This window comes from Lentzea sp. NPDC060358 (assembly GCF_042725365.1).
Classification (GTDB): domain Bacteria; phylum Actinomycetota; class Actinomycetes; order Mycobacteriales; family Pseudonocardiaceae; genus Lentzea.
This window is the reverse complement of the sequence record NZ_JBHXCW010000050.1, coordinates 23044-39613: the sequence shown is the minus strand read 5'-3', so window position 1 is coordinate 39613 and position 16570 is coordinate 23044. Positions and strand designations below refer to the sequence as shown.

Here is a 16570-nt window from a genome sequence, read left to right as displayed (position 1 = left end):
CCCCGGCGGCGTGCTGGACCGTCGGCTGGTCGGCCGCCGGTACGCCCCCGGCGGGCTGCGGGGTGGTGGGCTGGGGGGTCGTGGGGTGCGGTGCCGCCGGCTGACCGGGCGCCGCGTCGGCCGGCAGCGGCGTGGTCGCCTGCTCCGGTGCAGGCCGGGCCGCCTGCGGATCGTTGCTCGACGGCCCCTGCAGTGGGGGCGTCGGTCCCTGCTCGCTCATGTCCCCAACGATGCGCCGTTCGGCTGAGCTGGGGCTGACAGCCACCTGTTCGTTTCCTGAAGCTCGGCCGCGCCCGGCGCGGAGTTCAGCACGGGCCTGGAACCAGCGAAAACGTGCCGCTGGTCGGCATAGGTCGCGCCGAAGAGCTCGGCGTCGAGCACGCCCGTCCACAGGAAGTGCAGGGTCGTGCGCGTGCCGTCACGGGCGTCGCGGCGCGCGTAGTGGTCGCGCAGGTCGGCGTACAGCAGGCGCAGCTCGTCCCGGTTGGACTCGGTGAGGCGGACCGGGCATTCGACGACGACGTCCATGTCGGTGCTCCATTCGGCGGGCCGGGCACCCAGCCTGCTCGCCCGATACCCCGCGACGCATCCGAGAAACCACTCAGAGAGGACTGCGTAGGGCCTCGGGAGAAAGCGGTTGCACCCACCGGCTTCAATCGAGCCATGGAACTCGTCCCGCTCCGCACGGAGTTCGCTCAGGCGATGGCCGCCGGCGGCCCGAACGACGCCGAGGTCGCCCGCCTCACGGGCACGCACGCCACGTTCACGCTCGCGGATTACGAGGCGTACATCGAGCGGACGCTGAACGACCCGCACCGCTACACCCGCGCGATAACGGAGGACGGGAAGTTCCTCGGCGAGGTCGTTCTCACCATTGATCCGGACAACCGGTCAGCGGGTCTGCGGATCGCCTTGTGGGACGGTTTCGGCAAGGGGTACGGGACAATCGCGATCCGGCACGCCCTCGGCCACGCGTTCACCGTCCTCGGCCTGCACCGGGTGGACCTCGAGGTGTACGACTTCAACGAGCGGGCCCTGCACGTCTACCGGAAACTGGGCTTCCGCGAGGAAGGCCGGTTGAGGGACGCGCTGCTCTGGGACGGGGTCTTCCACGACGCGATCGTCATGTCCATCTTGAGCACCGATAACATCTGATCGAACACCCAACACTTCCCGCTAGGAGTCACCGTGTCCGAGTCGCGTCCAGCCCTCGCCCAGAACCCGCCGCGCGTGGTGGTTCCGGCTGGGACGACGGCGGGCACGGCCGTGCGCGAGGCCGGCCTGCCCGGCAAGGGGTCCGACGCGATCGTCGTCGTCAAGGACGCCGAGGGCCACCTGCGCGACCTGTCGTGGACCCCGCAGGTCGACGTCGAGGTCGAGGCCGTCGCCGCGGACACCGAGGACGGCCGCAGCGTCATCCGCCACTCCGCCGCCCACGTGCTGGCGCAGGCGGTGCAGCAGCAGTTCCCCGAGGCCAAGCTCGGCATCGGCCCGCCCGTGAAGGACGGCTTCTACTACGACTTCCAGGTCGACAAGCCCTTCACGCCCGAGGACCTGCAGGCGCTCGAGAAGCGCATGAAGCAGATCGTCAAGTCCTCGCAGCGGTTCTCCCGCCGCGTCGTCGAGTCGGTCGACGCCGCGAAGTCCGAGCTGGCCGCCGAGCCGTTCAAGCTCGAGCTCGTCGACATCAAGAGCGACGTCGACACGAGCGAGGTCATGGAGGTCGGCGGCGGCGAGCTGACGATCTACGACAACCTCGACCCGCGCTCGGGCGAGCAGGTCTGGGGCGACCTGTGCCGCGGCCCGCACGTGCCGACCACCAAGCACATCCCGGCGTTCAAGCTGACCCGCGTGGCGGCGGCCTACTGGCGCGGCAACGAGAACAACCCGCAGCTGCAGCGCATCTACGGCACCGCGTGGGAGTCGCAGGAGGCGCAGGACGCCTACCTGGAGCGGCTGGCCGAGGCCGAGCGCCGCGACCACCGCAAGCTGGGCGTCGAGCTCGACCTGTTCTCGTTCCCGGACGAGATCGGCTCCGGCCTCGCGGTGTTCCACCCCAAGGGCGGCATCATCCGCAAGGCGATGGAGGACTACTCCCGCCAGCGGCACACCGAAGAGGGCTACGAGTTCGTCTACTCGCCCCACATCACCAAGGGCAACCTGTTCGAGGTCTCCGGCCACCTCGACTGGTACAAGGACGGCATGTACCCGGCGATGCACCTCGACGCCGAGCTCAACCCCGACGGCACCGTCCGCAAGCCGGGCCAGGACTACTACCTCAAGCCGATGAACTGCCCGTTCCACGACCTGATCTTCAAGTCGCGCGGCCGGTCCTACCGCGAGCTGCCGCTGCGCATGTTCGAGTTCGGCGGCGTCTACCGCTACGAGAAGTCCGGCGTGGTGCACGGCCTGACCCGCGTGCGCGGCATGACGCAGGACGACGCGCACATCTTCTGCACCCGCGACCAGGTCCGCGACGAGCTGCGGTCGCTGCTGACGTTCGTGCTGGACCTGCTGCGCGACTACGGCCTCGACGACTTCTACCTGGAGCTCTCGACCAAGAACCCGGAGAAGTACGTCGGTTCGGACGAGATCTGGGACGAGGCGACCGAGACGCTCGCGTCGGTGGCGCGGGAGTCCGGCCTGGAGCTCGTGCCCGACCCCGGTGGCGCCGCGTTCTACGGCCCGAAGATCTCCGTGCAGTGCCGCGACGCGCTCGGCCGCACCTGGCAGATGTCGACCATCCAGCTCGACTTCAACCTGCCGGAGCGCTTCGAGCTCGAGTACACCGGGCCGGACGGCTCGCGCGTGCGCCCGGTCATGATCCACCGCGCGCTGTTCGGGTCGGTCGAGCGGTTCTTCGGCGTGATGACCGAGCACTACGCGGGCGCGTTCCCGGCGTGGCTCGCGCCGGTGCAGGTCATGGGCATCCCGGTCACCTCGGAGAACGCCGACCACCTGTTCGCGGTGCGCGAGACGTTGAAGAAGAAGGGCATCCGGGTCGACGTCGACGCCTCGGACGACCGCATGCAGAAGAAGATCCGCAACCACACGCTGCAGAAGGTGCCGTTCATGCTCCTGGCCGGTGCCAAGGACGTGGAGGCGAACGCGGTGTCGTTCCGGTTCCGCGACGGCACCCAGATCAACGGCGTGCCCGTCGAGCGGGCCGTCGAGCAGATCGTCGACTGGGTGGGCCGCCGGGAGAACGCCTCGCCCACGGCGGAACTGCTCTCGTGACGCCTGAGCTCGAACCGCAGGACGGAGTCGGGGTCCCGGACGCGTTGCAGCGCCTGTGGACCCCGCACCGCCTGTCCTACGTGCAGGGCGCGGGCAAGGCCGAGGGCGACGAGCCCGCCGGGTGCCCGTTCTGCCGCGTGGTCGCGCTGTCCGACGAGGACGGTCTGATCATCGCGCGCGGCGCCGAGGTCTTCGCGGTGCTGAACCTGTACCCGTACAACCCCGGCCACCTGATGGTGCTGCCGTACCGGCACGTGCCGGACTACACCGACCTGACGGTGTCGGAGACGGCCGAGTTCGCCGCGTTCACGCAGAAGGCCATGCGGGTGGGCCGGCACGTGGCGTCACCGCACGGGTTCAACGTGGGCATGAACCAGGGCGTCGTCGCGGGCGCCGGGATCGCCGCGCACCTGCACCAGCACGTCGTGCCGCGGTGGGGCGGCGACGCGAACTTCATGCCGGTCATCGGGCACACCAAGGTGCTGCCGCAGCTGCTGGGGGAGACCCGGCAGCTGCTGGCCGACGGCTGGAAGGCCGTCGGCTGATCTTGTTCGCTTTGCGCACGATATTGCCGCGCGCCTAAGTCCCTTTGCGAGTTCGGCCCTAAACAGGGCGTTTAGTCAGGCATCTGCTTGAAAGCCGGACGAATTCGTGGACAAAAGAGTGACAAAAACTCTCGCGCCTTGTCCGGCCTGGACAATCAACGTCGTTTCCATGCGGTCAGGAATAGATTTCGGTTACGTCTTTCGGGTGGTTTTGCGGCGGGGATCGAGACGTAACACCAGCACAAAGCGATTCCAGGTAGGTGAGATCACCCACCTGGAGGTGTCAACTGCGAGTCAAGTCCCCGCCTATGGCCGATCGTCTCGCCGAGTGTGAATGGATACGGTGCGAACCATGACCGCACCTGAGCGTTCGCGATTAGCGAGAGAACGGCTTTCGCGTGAACTACGCCGGTTGCGCACCGAGGCGAAGATGACCGGCACGGCCACCGCCCGTGCCACCGGGATGAGCCAGTCAAAGCTGTCGAAGATCGAGAACGGCATGCTGCTCCCGTCCGTGGCGGACGTGGAGCGTCTCGTGGCGGAGTTGGCCGCCTCGAGGGAGACGCGCATCGAACTGGTCGAACTCGCCAGGTCGCTGCACGCCGAGGCGGAGACCCGCCGCGTCGTGCTGCACCGTGGGGCGCACCGCCACCAGCAGACGATCAGCCGCGTGGAGGCGCGGGCCGCGACGTCGAGGTTCTTCCAGGTCAACCTGGTGCCCTCGCTGCTGCAGTCCGAGGCCTACCTGCGGATCGTGCTGGGGACGATGCCGCCGTCGGAGCAGGAGGCGGCGGTGGCGGCGCTGCGCGTGCGCCGGTCCAGAATGGACGACCTGGCCAAGCAGTTCGTGTTCGTGCTGTCCGAGAGCGCCCTGCGCTGGCGGATGGGCTCGCCCGAGCAGATGGCGGAGCAGGTCGAGCACCTGGCCGCGATCCAGCGCAGACCGAACGTCCGCCTCGGCGTGGTGCCGTGGACGGCGGACGCGAACGTCGTGGCACTGCACGGCTTCCACATCTACGACGAGCGCGTCGTCACGGTCAGCGTGCTGACGGGCAACGCCACCATCACCGACCCGCTGGACGTGCGCGAGTACCTGGCGCTGTTCGGCCGGCTGGAGCGGATGGCGGTGCGGGGGGAGGAGTTGCAGGCGCTGCTGAAGCGGATCGCCGAGGACCACCGGCGACTCGGCTAGTCCCGGGGCGGTGCACGCCGCTCGGGGGAGTTCGGCCCGGGGTTCGGTCCGGGAGGTTCGGCCCGGGGTTCGGCCCGGGGTTCGGTTCCGGAGTGGTTCGGCCCGGAGCAGTTCGGTTGGGAGTCCGGCTCGGGGGAGCTCGGTTCCGAGGAGTTCGGTTCGAAGGGGGTTCGCGAGGGGGTTCGGCGGGCTGTGCGCGGGTGTTGTCGTCGTGGGGGACGGCACTCGCCAGGCCCGCCCCGCCGCCGGGCAGGTCACCCGGCCCGCTCTCAGCCGCCCGCCGCCAGGCCCGCCCCGCCACCAGGCAGGCCACCCGCCTCACCGAGCAGGCCACCATCCCACCGACAGGCCGACCGCCCGTCCCATCGCCGGGCAGGGCACCCGCCCGCTCCCGCCGCCCGCCCGCTCCCGCTGGCCGCCCGTCCTGTCCAAGCCAGAGCCCGCCCTCACCCGCGAGCAGGGCGTTTCAGCAGTCCAGCTAGGCTGCGACACGCCATGCTGAACATCTTCGCTCGCGCGTCCGTCTCGCGCGTCACCGATCCGATCGGGGCGTGGCTGCTGGCGCGTGGCCTCACCCCCAACGCCGTCACCGTCGCCGGCACGGCCGGTGCCGTGGCCAGTGCGCTGTGGTTCATCCCCCGCGGGCAGCTGTTCGTCGGCAGCGCGCTGGTGACGTTCTTCGTGCTGCTCGACCTCATCGACGGGGCGATGGCCCGCGCGCAGGGGCCGACGAAGTTCGGGGCCGTGCTCGACGCCACCTGCGACCGGATCGCCGACGGGGCGCTGTTCGCGGCGCTCACCTGGTACGCGTTCGCGAGCGGCAACCGGTGGACCGCGGCGGCCGGGTTCGTCTGCCTGGTGGCCTCGCAGGTCATCTCCTACGTCAAGGCGCGTGCCGAGGCGTCGGGGCTCAGCGCCGACGGCGGGCTGGCCGAGCGGGCCGAGCGGTTCATCGTCGCGCTCGTCGGTGCCGGGGTGCAGGGGCTCGGCGTGCCCCACCTGCTCGACATCGCGTTGTGGCTGCTCGCCGTCATGACGGTGGCGACGGTGCTGCAGCGCGTCCTCGCGGTCGCGAAGTCGGCGCGGGAGGCCGCGTGAACCTCGCGACGCTCGGGTACAGCGCCGGGTGGCGGCTGATCCGCCTGCTGCCGGAGTCGTGGGCGCGCGGGTTGTTCCGGGCCGGGGCCGACTACGCCGCGAAACGCGGGGGTGGCGGGGTCGCGCAGCTGCGCAGGAACCTGCGCCGGGTCGTGCCGCAGGCCGGTGAGGAAGAGCTCGACGAACTGGTGCGCGACTCGTTGCGGTCCTACGCGCGCTACTGGTGCGAGGCGTTCCGCCTGCCGTCGACGGACCTCGCGGCCGCGTACGAGAAGTGCGACTCGCAGGTCTCCGGCGTGGAGAACCTCGACGCGGCGCTCGCGAACGGCACCGGTGCGGTCGTCGCGCTGCCGCACAGCGGCAACTGGGACATGGCGGGCGTCTGGCTCGTCGGCCACTCCGGCACGTTCACCACGGTCGCCGAGCGGCTGAAGCCCGAGTCGCTGTACCGCAAGTTCGTCGAGTTCCGCGAGACGCTGGGCTTCGAGGTGCTGCCGCTCAGCGGCGGCGAGCGTCCACCCGCGACGGTGCTGGCCGAGCGCCTGCGCGCCAACAAGGTCGTGTGCCTGCTGGCCGACCGCGACCTGACGTCGTCCGGCGTGCCCGTCACGTTCTTCGGCGAGCAGACCCTGATGCCCGCGGGTCCCGCGCACCTGGCGTCCACGACGGGTGCCGCGCTGCTGCCGGTCGGCTGCTGGTTCACCGAGGACGGCTGGCACTTCCGCATCCACCCGCCGATCAAGGTCGGCACGGTCCAGGCCGCCACGCAGGCCGTCGCGGACGTGTTCGCCGCCGACATCGCCGCCCACCCGGCCGACTGGCACATGCTGCAGAAGCTCTGGCTGGCCGACCTGCCGGAGGGCCGCCGCACCGCCCTTGCCAGGAGGCTCGCGCGGTGAAGGTGGGGATCGTCTGCCCCTACTCGTTCGACGTGCCGGGCGGGGTGCAGGCCCACGTCGTCGACCTCGCGCGCGCCCTGATCGCGCTGGGCCACGAGGTGAACGTCCTCGCCCCGGCCGACGACGAGCACGCGCTGCCCCCGTTCGTGACCTCCGCCGGCCGCGCGGTCGGCATCCCGTACAACGGCTCGGTGGCGCGCCTGTCCTTCGGCCCCGTCTCGTACGCGCGGGTGCGCCGCTGGATCGAGGAGCACCGGTTCGACGTCCTGCACCTGCACGAACCCACGGCGCCGTCGCTGTCGTTCCTGGCGCTGATGCTGGCCGACGGCCCGATCGTCGCCACCTTCCACACCTCCACGCCGCGCTCGAAGATGCTGTCGGCGTTCCAGCCCGTGCTGCAGCCGTTCCTGGAGAAGGTCACCGCCCGCATCGCCGTCTCCGCACTCGCCCGCCGCGTGCAGGTCGAGCACCTCGGGGGCGACGCGGTGGAGATCCCGAACGGCGTCGACGTCGACTTCTTCGCCTCGGCGTCCACTTTGGACGGCTACCCGCGCCCCGGCGGCACGCTCGGCTTCGTCGGCCGCTACGACGAGCCGCGCAAGGGCATGCCGGTGCTGTGGGAGGCGTTCGGCCTGATCGCCGCCGAGTTCCCGGACCTGCGCCTGCTGGTCGTGGGCCGCGGCGAGGCGTCGTTCGACGGGCCGTTCGCCGACCGGGTGGACCTGCTCGGCCAGGTCGACGACGTCGAGAAGGCCAGGATGCTGCGCTCGGTCGACGTCTACGTGGCGCCCAACACCGGCGGCGAGTCGTTCGGCATCATCCTGACCGAGGCCATGTCCGCCGGCACCGCCGTGGTCGCCTCGGACATCGACGCCTTCCGCCGCGTGCTCGACGACGGCAAGGCGGGCGCGCTGTTCCCGGTCGGCGACGCCCGCGCCCTGGCCGACGCGCTGCGCTCGGTGCTGCGCGACTCGGCCCAGCGCGCCGAGTACGTGACCGTCGGGTCGCAGCGGGTGCAGGCCTTCGACTGGTCCGTCGTCGCCTCCCAGGTGCTGCGCGTCTACGAGACGGCCATCGCCGCCGACCCCCGCCGGGTGAGCGAGGCATGACCGCCGTCCTCGTCGTCGTGGTCGTGGCCCTGCTGCTGGCCGCCTGGGTGCTGGCCATCGCGAACCGCCTCGACCGCCTCCACGTCCGCACCGACGCCGCCTGGGCCGCCCTGGACGCCGCGCTGGCCCGCCGCGCCGTCGTGGTGCGCGCCCTGCTGGACCCGGCCCTGTCCGCCGCCGCGTCCCGCGCCGAATCCGCGTCGCGGGCCGAGCGCGAGTCGGCCGAGAACGAGCTCTCGACCCTGCTGGGTGCCCTGGACCGCTCGGCTCTCGCCCCGGCCCTGGCGTCCGAGCTGGCCGACGCCGAGGAACGCGTCGTGCTCGCCCGCCGCGTCCACAACGACGCCGTCCGCGACACCCTGCTGCAGCGCCGCCGCCGGATCGTGCGGTGGCTGCGGCTGTCCGGCACCGCGCCGCAGCCGTCGTACTTCGAGATCGCCGAGCCCGCCGCCCCGTCCGACGCGGTGATGCTGACGCCCCGCCCGTCCGCCCGCGTGCTGCTGGTGGACGCCGGGGGCAGGGTCCTGCTGTTCCAGGGCTTCGACCCGGCGCGCCCGCAGGAGCTGTTCTGGTTCACCGTCGGCGGCGGTGTCGAGGACGGCGAGGACCTGCGCGACACGGCCGTGCGCGAGGCGTTCGAGGAAACGGGCGTGAAGCTCGACCCGGAGCAGCTGGCCGGCCCGGTGTGGCGGCGGCGCGCGGTGTTCAGCTTCGCCGGGCAGACCTTCGACGCGGAGGAGTGGTTCTTCCACGCGCCGGTGGACGCCTTCGAGGTCGACACCTCCGGGTTCGACGACGCCGAGGAGCACAGCATCGCCTCGTACCGGTGGTGGACGGCGGAGGAGCTGGCGGCCACCGAGGACACCTTCTACCCGGTGCAGCTGGCCGAACTGCTGCCCACGCTCACGGCGGAGTGGGACGGTCAGACCCGCTCGGTGAGGTAGAGGAACGACTCGCGGGTCTTGCGCACCTCGGGGTGACGGGCGCCGAGCACCCGCACCTGCTCTCGCAGCAGCTCCCGGCACTCCGCTGCCGCCGCGGACATGTCCCCGGCCTCGTGCAGCCAGTGCACGAGGTTCCCGCGGCTCGCCCAGGTGAGCGGGTGGTCCGGGCCGAGCACCCGCAGCCGGTCGGCCAGCAGGCGCCGGTTCCCGGTGACGGCCGCCGCCAGGTCACCTGATTCGCCCCGCAGGTCGGCGAGGTTCTGCCGCGTCACCATCGTCTGGAGGTCGTCGGAGCCGAGAACGCGCACCTGGTCGGCCACCAGCGCCTCGGTCGCGGCGACGGCGCGCCGCAGGTCGCCCGCCCTGGCGAGCAGGAAGGCGATGTTGCCGCGGGTGGTGAGGGTCTGGGGGTGGTCCGGGCCGAGAACGCGCACCTGGTCGGCGAGGAGGTCGCGGAGCGCGGCCGTGGCCTCGGCCGGGGAGCCCGACCTCCCGCGGCACATGACGAGGCTGCGCCGGGTGAACAGGGTGTCCACGTGGTCGGGGCCGAGAACGCGTTCCTGGACCTCCAGCAGCCGCTGGTACTCGGTCGCGGCCGCGGCCGGGTCGGACACCTCGCTGCGGCACTGGACGAGCAGGCCGCGAGCCCGCAGCGAGTCGGGGTGATCGGGACCGAGCCGTTCGGACGAGGTCCTGCCGAGCTCGGCGAAGAACTCCACGGCTCCGCTGGTCGTGGACGTGCCGACGTCGATGCCCCAGCGGAACAGCAGCGGGTGGCAGTTCTCCCGCCACAGCCAGCGGTCGCCGCACGCGCGGAGGGCCTCGGCGTTCGCGTGCAGGACCCGTCGCTGCTCGTCCGGCCACACCTCGGTCAGGGCGTCGGCGGCGACGCGGACGACCGCCGCCGGATCGGTCCACGTGTCACGGGTGGCGCGTTGCACCAGCGCGTGCACCCGGACGTCCTGTCCCAGGGTGACCAGGCTGAGCCGGTGCAGGCAGCTCAGCCCGTCGCGGGCGTCGGCGGCGTCCACGCCCACGAACTCCAGCACGGCCGGCGAGGTGAACAGCGCGACCGGAATCCCGTTGGGGTCCAACGCACTCGCGATGTCGAGCAGCGGCCGGGCGACCCCCCGCGGCGTCAGCGAGTCGGCGTGCTCGACGGACAACGCCCACGTCGCCGCGACGGTCGCCCGGTGGTCGTCGGGCAACTCGTCCGGAGCCATCAGCTCCAGTCGCCGCTCCGAGAACCGGGCCAGGTACTCGGCGCACGAGAGGTGCCGGTCGAGCACGCAAGCACCGGCCTGGGCCAGCGCCAGCGGCAGGTGTCCGAGCTCGTCGGCGAGCCGGGCGACGTCGTCGTCCGCACCCACCACCGACGACAGGTACTTGCGGGCTTCGTCCGGCGTGAACGTGCCGACGAGCAGTCGTTCGCCGCGCAGTGAGGCGTCCTGCCGCCGAGTCGTCACGACCACGCGCCCGGTCTCGGGCGGCCACAACCCGGTGAGGTCGGAGGGCTTCCGCAGGTCGTCGAGCACGACCAGCCACGGTTCGGCGGTGGTGGCTAGCCACTCCAGGAACGCCTGCGCGTCCCGCTGCGCACCGGCGAGCTTCGTGGCGGCGTCGGCGTAGGCCGACGAGATCGCGTCGCGCGAGGTCGCCGTCACCCAGACCAGCAGGCGGACTTCCCCGGCGTCCCACAGGGCCCTGGCGTGCTCGGCCGCGAGCTGGGTCTTGCCGACGCCACCCGTTCCGATCAGCAGCGCCCGCTCCGCGACAGGCGCGTCACGGTGCTGGAACGACGCGGCACGCGGTGGCACCACGCCCACCTGCAGCGGCAGCGCGGAAGGGCGGGACGCACCCAGGACCACATCGCCCTCGACGACACCGATCTGGAAGACCTGCCCGGCCGTGCCGTCGAACGCGTTCGACACGGAGGGCAGGTCTTCGGGCACGGCACCAGGTTAGACGGCCGGGATCACCGCCGACCCGTACGCGTCGCGCGTCTTGTCCTTCTCGTCGTGCATCAGGTAGAGCGCGAAGTTGTCGACGCCGATCTCCTTCAACTCCTGCAACCGCTCCACGTGCGCCGACTCCGGCCCGACGAGGCAGAAGCGGTCGACGATCGCGTCCGGCACGAAGTCGGTCGACCGGTTGCCCGCCTTGCCGTGGTGGGCGTAGTCGTAGCCCTCGCGGTCCTTGATGTAGTCGGTCAGCGCCTTGGGCACCACACCCGAGTCGCCGTACCGGGCCACGAGGTCCGCGACGTGGTTGCCGACCATGCCGCCGAACCACCGCAGCTGGTCGCGCTGGTGCTCGAGGTCTGTGCCGACGTAGGCCGGTGCCGCCACGCAGATCGTGATGGCCGACGGGTCGCGGCCGGCCGCCGTCGCCGCCTCGCGCACCGAGCCGATGGTCCAGCGGGCGATGTCCGGGTCGGCGGTCTGCAGGATGAAGCCGTCGGCCTGCTCGCCGACCATCTTCAGCGCCCTGGGACCGTACGCGGCCATCCACACCTCGAGCTTGCCGTTGCGCACCCACGGGATCCGCACGGGTGTGCCGTGGTGCTCGACCTCGCGCCCCTCGGCCAGTTCCTTGATCACGTGCATCGCCGAGCCCAGCGTCGCGAGCGAGGCCGGTTTCCGGCCGATCACGCGGCGGGCCGAGTCGCCCCGGCCGATGCCGCAGACCGTGCGGTTGCCGAACATGTCGTTCAGCGTCGCGAACAGCGAGGCCGTCACCGACCAGTCGCGGGTCGACGGGTTGGTGACCATCGGGCCCACGACGAGGTCGCGGGTGGCGGCCAGCACCTGGGAGTAGATGACGAACGGCTCCTGCCACAGCACGCAGGAGTCGAACGTCCAGCCGTAGCGGAAGCCGCAGTCCTCGGCCGCGCGGAGGCCCTCCACCACGTCCCGCGCCGGCGGGTCGGTCTGCAGCACCACACCGAAGTCCACAGTGGACCTCCTCTCTCTACACGAGGTACTGGTTGAGGTCGCGGGACACGAACCGGCCGTGGCCCGTCGAGCCGTGGTAGGCGCCGTCGGCGATCACCTTGCGGCCCCGGGAAAACACGGTGTCGACGCGACCGGTCACCTCGAAGCCCTCGTAGGCCGAGTAGTCCACGGCCATGTGGTGGGTCTCGGCCGAGATCGTCTGCGTGGCCGCGGGGTCGTAGACCACGACGTCCGCGTCCGCGCCCGGTGCGATCACGCCCTTGCGCGGGTACATGCCGAACATCCGCGCCGGGGTCGTGGCGACGATCTCGACCCAGCGCTCGCGGGTGATCTCGCCCTTCACCACGCCTTGGTGCAGCAGGTCGACGCGGTGCTCGACGCCGGGCATGCCGTTGGGGATCTTCGAGAAGTCGCCGACGCCCAGCTGCTTCTGGTCCTTGAAGCAGAACGGGCAGTGGTCGGTGCTCACGACGGACAGGTCGTTGGTCCGCAGGCCCCGCCACAGCGACGACTGGTGCTCCTTGGGGCGCAGCGGGGGCGACGCCACGTACTTCGCGCCCTCGAAGCCCGGCAGGGCCAGGTCGTCCAGCGACAGGTAGAGGTACTGCGGGCAGGTCTCCGCGAACACGTTCTGGCCCGTGTCGCGCGCCGCCGTGACGGCGTCGAGCGCCTGGGCCGCCGACAGGTGCACGACGTAGAGCGGCGACCCGGTCACCTTCGCGAGCTGGATCGCCCGCGAGGTGGCCTCGCCCTCCAGCTCCGGCGGGCGCGTCAGGCCGTGCTGCACGGGGTCGCCCAGGCCGTCGGCCAGCGCCTGCGCCACGAGCTGGTCGATCGCGATGCCGTTCTCCGCGTGCATCATGATCGTGGCGCCGGTCTCGCGCGCCTTCTGCATGGCGCGCAGGATCTCGCCGTCGGTCGCGTAGAAGACGCCGGGGTAGGCCATGAACATCTTGAAGCTGTTCACGCCGGCCGCGATGCAGGACTCCATCTCCTTGAGCGACTGGTCGTTCACGTCGGAGATGATCATGTGGAACCCGTAGTCGACGGCGCAGTTGCCGTCGGCCTTGCTGTGCCACCTGTCCAGAGTGGACAGCAACGACGAGCCCTTGGGCTGCACGGCGAAGTCGACGATCGTGGTCGTGCCGCCCCACGCCGCCGCCGTCGTGCCGGTCTCGAACGTGTCGGCGGACTGGGTGCCGCCGAACGGCATCTCCATGTGGGTGTGCACGTCGATGCCGCCGGGGATGACGTACTTCCCGGCCGCGTCGACGACCTCGTCGGCCCGCACCTCGAAGCCGGGCGTGACGAGCGCGGCGATGTGCTCGCCGTCGATCAGCACGTCGGCGGCGTGCGAGCCGGTGGCGTTGACGACGAGGCCGTTGCGGATGAGCGTGCTCACGGCGTCACCAGGCCCTCGTAGGTGTCGGGGCGGCGGTCGCGGTAGAACGCCCACGTGTCGCGGACCTCGGTCAGCAGGTCCAGGTCGAGGTCGCGGACGACGAGCTCCTCCTCGGTGTCGGACGCCGCCTCGCCGACGAGCTGGCCGCGCGGGCTGACGAAGTACGTCTGGCCGTAGAACTCGTTGTCGCCCAGCGGTTCCACGCCGACCCGGTTGATCGCGCCGACGAAGTACTCGTTCGCGACGGCCGCCGCGGGCTGTTCCAGCTTCCACAGGTACTCCGACAGCGACCTGCTGGTGGCCGACGGGTTGAACACGATCTTCGCGCCCGCGAGGCCCAGCGCCCGCCAGCCCTCGGGGAAGTGGCGCTCGTAGCAGATGTAGACGCCGATCCGCCCGACCGCGGTGTCGAACACGGGGTACCCGAGGTTGCCAGGCTTGAAGTAGAACTTCTCCCAGAAGCCCTTGACCTGCGGAATGTGGTTCTTGCGGTACTTGCCGAGGTAGGTGCCGTCGGCGTCGATCACCGCGGCGGTGTTGTAGTAGACGCCCGGCTGTTCCTGCTCGTACATCGGCACGATGAGCACGATGTTGTTCTGCGCGGCGACTTCCTTCATCAGCTCCGTGGTGGGGCCGTCGGGGATCGCCTCGGTGTAGGAGTAGAAGTCCGCGTCCTGCACCTGGCAGAAGTACGGCCCGTAGAAGAGCTCCTGGAGACACAGCACCTGCGCGCCCTGGGAGGCGGCGTTGCGGATGTGCTCGACCGCGTTCGCGATCATCGACTCCTTGTCGCCCGTCCACTTCTGCTGGACGAGCGCCGCCCGGATGATGGTGCTCACCTGGTCGTCTCCTTTGCCGAGTTGTCCTTCAGAGCCAGGAAAACGAGGAAGCCGGCGGCGAAGCCGACCACCCAGTTGTAGTCGTAGAGGGGCTTGAGGAACGGGATGAGCCCGTCCGCCGGGAACGGCCCGCCGTGCGCGCCGCCGACCGCGAGCACCGAGCCCACGAGCGTCGCCACCACGGCCCGCCAGTTCCAGCCGCCGTTGAACCAGTACGCGCCCCGCCCGTCGAGGTAGAGGTCCTCCAGCCGCAGCGCGGTCTTCTTGATCACCCAGTACCCGGCGACGAACACGCCCGCCACGGACGCGAGCAGCCCGCCGTAGAACCCGAGCCACGCGAAGATGTAGATGCTCGGGTCGGAGATCAGCCGCCACGGCTGGATGAGGATGCCGACGACACCGGTGATCAGACCGCCCACGGCGAAGGTGATCCGCTTCGGGAACGCGTTCGAGAAGTCGTAGGAGGGACTGACGACGTTCGCCGCGAGGTTGGCCGAGATCGTGGCCAGCACCAGCGAGATCAGCGCGACGAGCACCAGCAGCGTGCTGTCGAACCGCGACGCGAGGTCGGCCGGGTCCCAGATCGCCTCGCCGTACAGCGCCTGCGCACCCGACGTCGTCAGGATCGCCACGATCGCGATGAACGACATGGTGGTCGGCAGACCGAGGACCTGCCCGGTGACCTGCTTCTTCTGCGACCCGCCGAACCGCGTGAAGTCCGGCATGTTGAGGCTCAGCGTCGACCAGAACGCGATCATGCCCATCAGCGCGGGGAAGAAGATCTTCCAGAACTCCGGCCCCCAGCCGAGGCTGCTGCCCTGGTGCAGGATCGGCCCGAACCCGCCCGCCTTCACCAGCACGTAGCCGAGCAGCACCAGGAAGCCGATGCTGACCAGCGGTGCCGTCCAGTTCTCGAACCGCCGGATCGCCTCCATGCCGCGCCAGATCACCAGCATCTGCACGACCCAGAAACCGAAGAAGCACAACCACAACGTCCACGGCTGCCCGGCGATCTGCGACGCCTTCGTCCACCCGTCACCGGCGAGCCGGCCGATGATGACGTGCAGCGCCTTGCCGCCGACCCACGTCTGGATGCCGAACCAGGCGCACGCGATGAACGCCCGCAGCAACGCGACGAGGTTGGCGCCGCGGATGCCGTAGAAGGCGCGGGCGAACACGGGGAACGGGATGCCGTACTTCGTGCCGGCGTGGCTGTTGAGCAGCATCGGCACCAGCACGATCAGGTTGCCGAGTGTGATCGTGAGGAACGCCTGCACCCAGTCCATGCCGAGCGCGATGAGGCTCGCGGCGAGCGTGTAGCTGGGGATGTTGTGCGCCATGCCCATCCACAGCGCGAAGAAGTTGTACGTGCTCCACGTGCGCTGCTCCACCGGCACCGGCGCGAGCTCGGGGTTGTAGAACCTGCTGTCCTGGATGGGACGCACGTCGCTCAGCTCGACGCGACCGTCCGGTGTGACCTGGGGCGGGGAGGACTCAACTGCCATCGTTCAACCCCCTGTTACGCTGCTGAAACACGGCGAACGCGGTCGGTTCCATCCCGGAATCCTGGGACCGGTGGCGCAGGTCTGGCAGTGTCAGAGTGTCCACGCTTGTCATGATCGGCGCACATTGTGCGTACCGTGTTCCTCATGGGGATGTCCCGGCGCGCGCTGCTGCTCGGCGGAGCGGGCCTGGTCGCGGGCGGGACGTGGGCGGCGCTCAGCCCGCCCGGCCGCCGTCTGCTCGGCTGGACCGGCCGGGACGGCGTGGTGCCCGACGTGCCCCCGGTCCCCGTCCAGCCGACGCCGTGGGGCGCGTGGATGGGCGCGGCCGGACCGGTGGTGCTCGTGCTGCACGGCCGCGGCGGCAGCGTCGCGTGGTGGGAGGACCTGGGGCTGCCGCGGTTCCTGCACGGCACGCGGTTGCGGTGCGCGGTGGTCGACGGCGGCGACGACTACTGGGTGTCCCTGGTCCCGCCGGTGCCGTTCGAGGCCGCGCTGGGCGTGTCGATGGGCGGGTTCGGGGTGCTGGACATCGCCTCGCGGCAGCCGCTGAAGGCCGTCGCGGCGGTCAGCCCCGCCCTGTTCCCCACCTGGGAGGACGCCGCCCGGATCAACGGCTTCGCGTCGCGCGAGGTGTGGGAGCGCCACGAGCCGTTGCTGCACGCCGGCCGGATCACGTCACCGGTGGGGGTGTGGTGCGGGCGGGAGGACCCGTTCCACGACCCGGCGGTGGAACTGGCCCGGGCGGTCGGGGCGCAGGGGGCGTTCGACCACGGCGAGCACGACGGCGGGTATTGGCGGCGGGTGCTGCCGGACGCGATCGGGTTCCTAAAGTCCCGGCTCTGAGCC

At 70.9% G+C, this 16570-nt stretch carries 15 protein-coding genes and 1 pseudogene; 9 read left to right on the top strand and 7 right to left on the bottom strand.

The features are described from left to right. Together ACFWGZ_RS13885 and ACFWGZ_RS13880 are read right to left on the bottom strand one after the other, a co-directional pair. Positions 1-220: pseudogene (locus ACFWGZ_RS13885) on the bottom strand (hypothetical protein); the annotation flags it as partial. Beyond that, complete coding sequence (locus tag ACFWGZ_RS13880; RefSeq protein ID WP_382451851.1) at positions 217-528, bottom strand: hypothetical protein; 312 nt, start codon at positions 526-528, stop codon at positions 217-219. The gene ACFWGZ_RS13880 and the pseudogene ACFWGZ_RS13885, both read right to left, overlap by 4 nt. 135 nt (positions 529-663) lie before the next feature. On the opposite strand from ACFWGZ_RS13880, the gene ACFWGZ_RS13875 reads away from it, so the two are divergent. The 8 genes from ACFWGZ_RS13875 (at position 664) to ACFWGZ_RS13840 (ending at position 9024) form a co-directional block, all read left to right on the top strand. After that, positions 664-1155: a GNAT family N-acetyltransferase gene (locus tag ACFWGZ_RS13875; protein WP_382451850.1), complete on the top strand. Its 492-nt coding sequence runs from the start codon at positions 664-666 to the stop codon at positions 1153-1155. A 75-nt stretch (positions 1156-1230) separates the two neighbouring features. Further along, positions 1231-3237, top strand: a complete 2007-nt coding sequence (thrS, locus tag ACFWGZ_RS13870) for a threonine--tRNA ligase (protein ID WP_382451854.1) — start codon at positions 1231-1233, stop codon at positions 3235-3237. Next, a complete protein-coding gene (locus tag ACFWGZ_RS13865) occupies positions 3234-3782 on the top strand; it encodes an HIT family protein (protein WP_382451849.1) in 549 nt (182 codons plus the stop codon). The genes thrS and ACFWGZ_RS13865 overlap by 4 nt, the downstream gene beginning before the upstream one ends. Before the next feature lie 352 nt (positions 3783-4134). After that, positions 4135-4974 carry a helix-turn-helix domain-containing protein gene (locus ACFWGZ_RS13860; protein WP_382451848.1) on the top strand — a complete coding sequence of 280 codons (840 nt, stop codon included), beginning with the start codon at positions 4135-4137 and terminating at the stop codon, positions 4972-4974. 495 nt (positions 4975-5469) lie between these two features. Then, positions 5470-6072: a phosphatidylinositol phosphate synthase gene (gene pgsA, locus ACFWGZ_RS13855; RefSeq protein WP_382451847.1), complete on the top strand. Its 603-nt coding sequence runs from the start codon at positions 5470-5472 to the stop codon at positions 6070-6072. Then, on the top strand, positions 6069-6971 hold the full coding sequence (locus ACFWGZ_RS13850; RefSeq protein WP_382451846.1) for a phosphatidylinositol mannoside acyltransferase: 903 nt from the start codon (positions 6069-6071) through the stop codon (positions 6969-6971). The genes pgsA and ACFWGZ_RS13850 overlap by 4 nt, the downstream gene beginning before the upstream one ends. Further along, on the top strand, positions 6968-8080 hold the full coding sequence (locus ACFWGZ_RS13845) for a glycosyltransferase family 4 protein (protein ID WP_382451845.1): 1113 nt from the start codon (positions 6968-6970) through the stop codon (positions 8078-8080). Before ACFWGZ_RS13850 ends, ACFWGZ_RS13845 begins: the two co-directional genes overlap by 4 nt. Next, positions 8077-9024 (top strand): NUDIX hydrolase, encoded by a 948-nt coding sequence (locus ACFWGZ_RS13840; RefSeq protein WP_382451844.1) that lies wholly within the window; start codon positions 8077-8079, stop codon positions 9022-9024. The genes ACFWGZ_RS13845 and ACFWGZ_RS13840 overlap by 4 nt, the downstream gene beginning before the upstream one ends. Here the strand turns inward: ACFWGZ_RS13840 and ACFWGZ_RS13835 are convergent. Genes ACFWGZ_RS13835 through ACFWGZ_RS13815 form a run of 5 tightly spaced genes read right to left on the bottom strand, consistent with a single transcriptional unit; the run spans position 9003 to position 15724 of the window. Next, positions 9003-10976, bottom strand: coding sequence for a tetratricopeptide repeat protein (locus ACFWGZ_RS13835; RefSeq protein ID WP_382451843.1), 1974 nt, complete (start codon positions 10974-10976; stop codon positions 9003-9005). The two genes, ACFWGZ_RS13840 and ACFWGZ_RS13835, sit on opposite strands and share 22 nt — an antisense overlap. 9 nt (positions 10977-10985) lie before the next feature. Then, positions 10986-11978, bottom strand: coding sequence for a TIGR03842 family LLM class F420-dependent oxidoreductase (locus ACFWGZ_RS13830; RefSeq protein ID WP_382451842.1), 993 nt, complete (start codon positions 11976-11978; stop codon positions 10986-10988). A 16-nt stretch (positions 11979-11994) separates the two neighbouring features. Then, on the bottom strand, positions 11995-13380 hold the full coding sequence (hydA, locus tag ACFWGZ_RS13825) for a dihydropyrimidinase (RefSeq protein ID WP_382451841.1): 1386 nt from the start codon (positions 13378-13380) through the stop codon (positions 11995-11997). Beyond that, entirely contained in the window at positions 13377-14219 is an 843-nt protein-coding gene (locus ACFWGZ_RS13820; protein WP_382451840.1) for a nitrilase-related carbon-nitrogen hydrolase, read from the bottom strand. Before ACFWGZ_RS13820 ends, hydA begins: the two co-directional genes overlap by 4 nt. Next, positions 14216-15724 carry an NCS1 family nucleobase:cation symporter-1 gene (locus ACFWGZ_RS13815; protein WP_382451839.1) on the bottom strand — a complete coding sequence of 503 codons (1509 nt, stop codon included), beginning with the start codon at positions 15722-15724 and terminating at the stop codon, positions 14216-14218. Before ACFWGZ_RS13815 ends, ACFWGZ_RS13820 begins: the two co-directional genes overlap by 4 nt. Before the next feature lie 144 nt (positions 15725-15868). Between ACFWGZ_RS13815 and ACFWGZ_RS13810 the strand changes: the two genes are divergently transcribed. Next, complete coding sequence (locus ACFWGZ_RS13810; protein ID WP_382451838.1) at positions 15869-16567, top strand: hypothetical protein; 699 nt, start codon at positions 15869-15871, stop codon at positions 16565-16567. Positions 16568-16570: the final 3 nt, after the last annotated feature.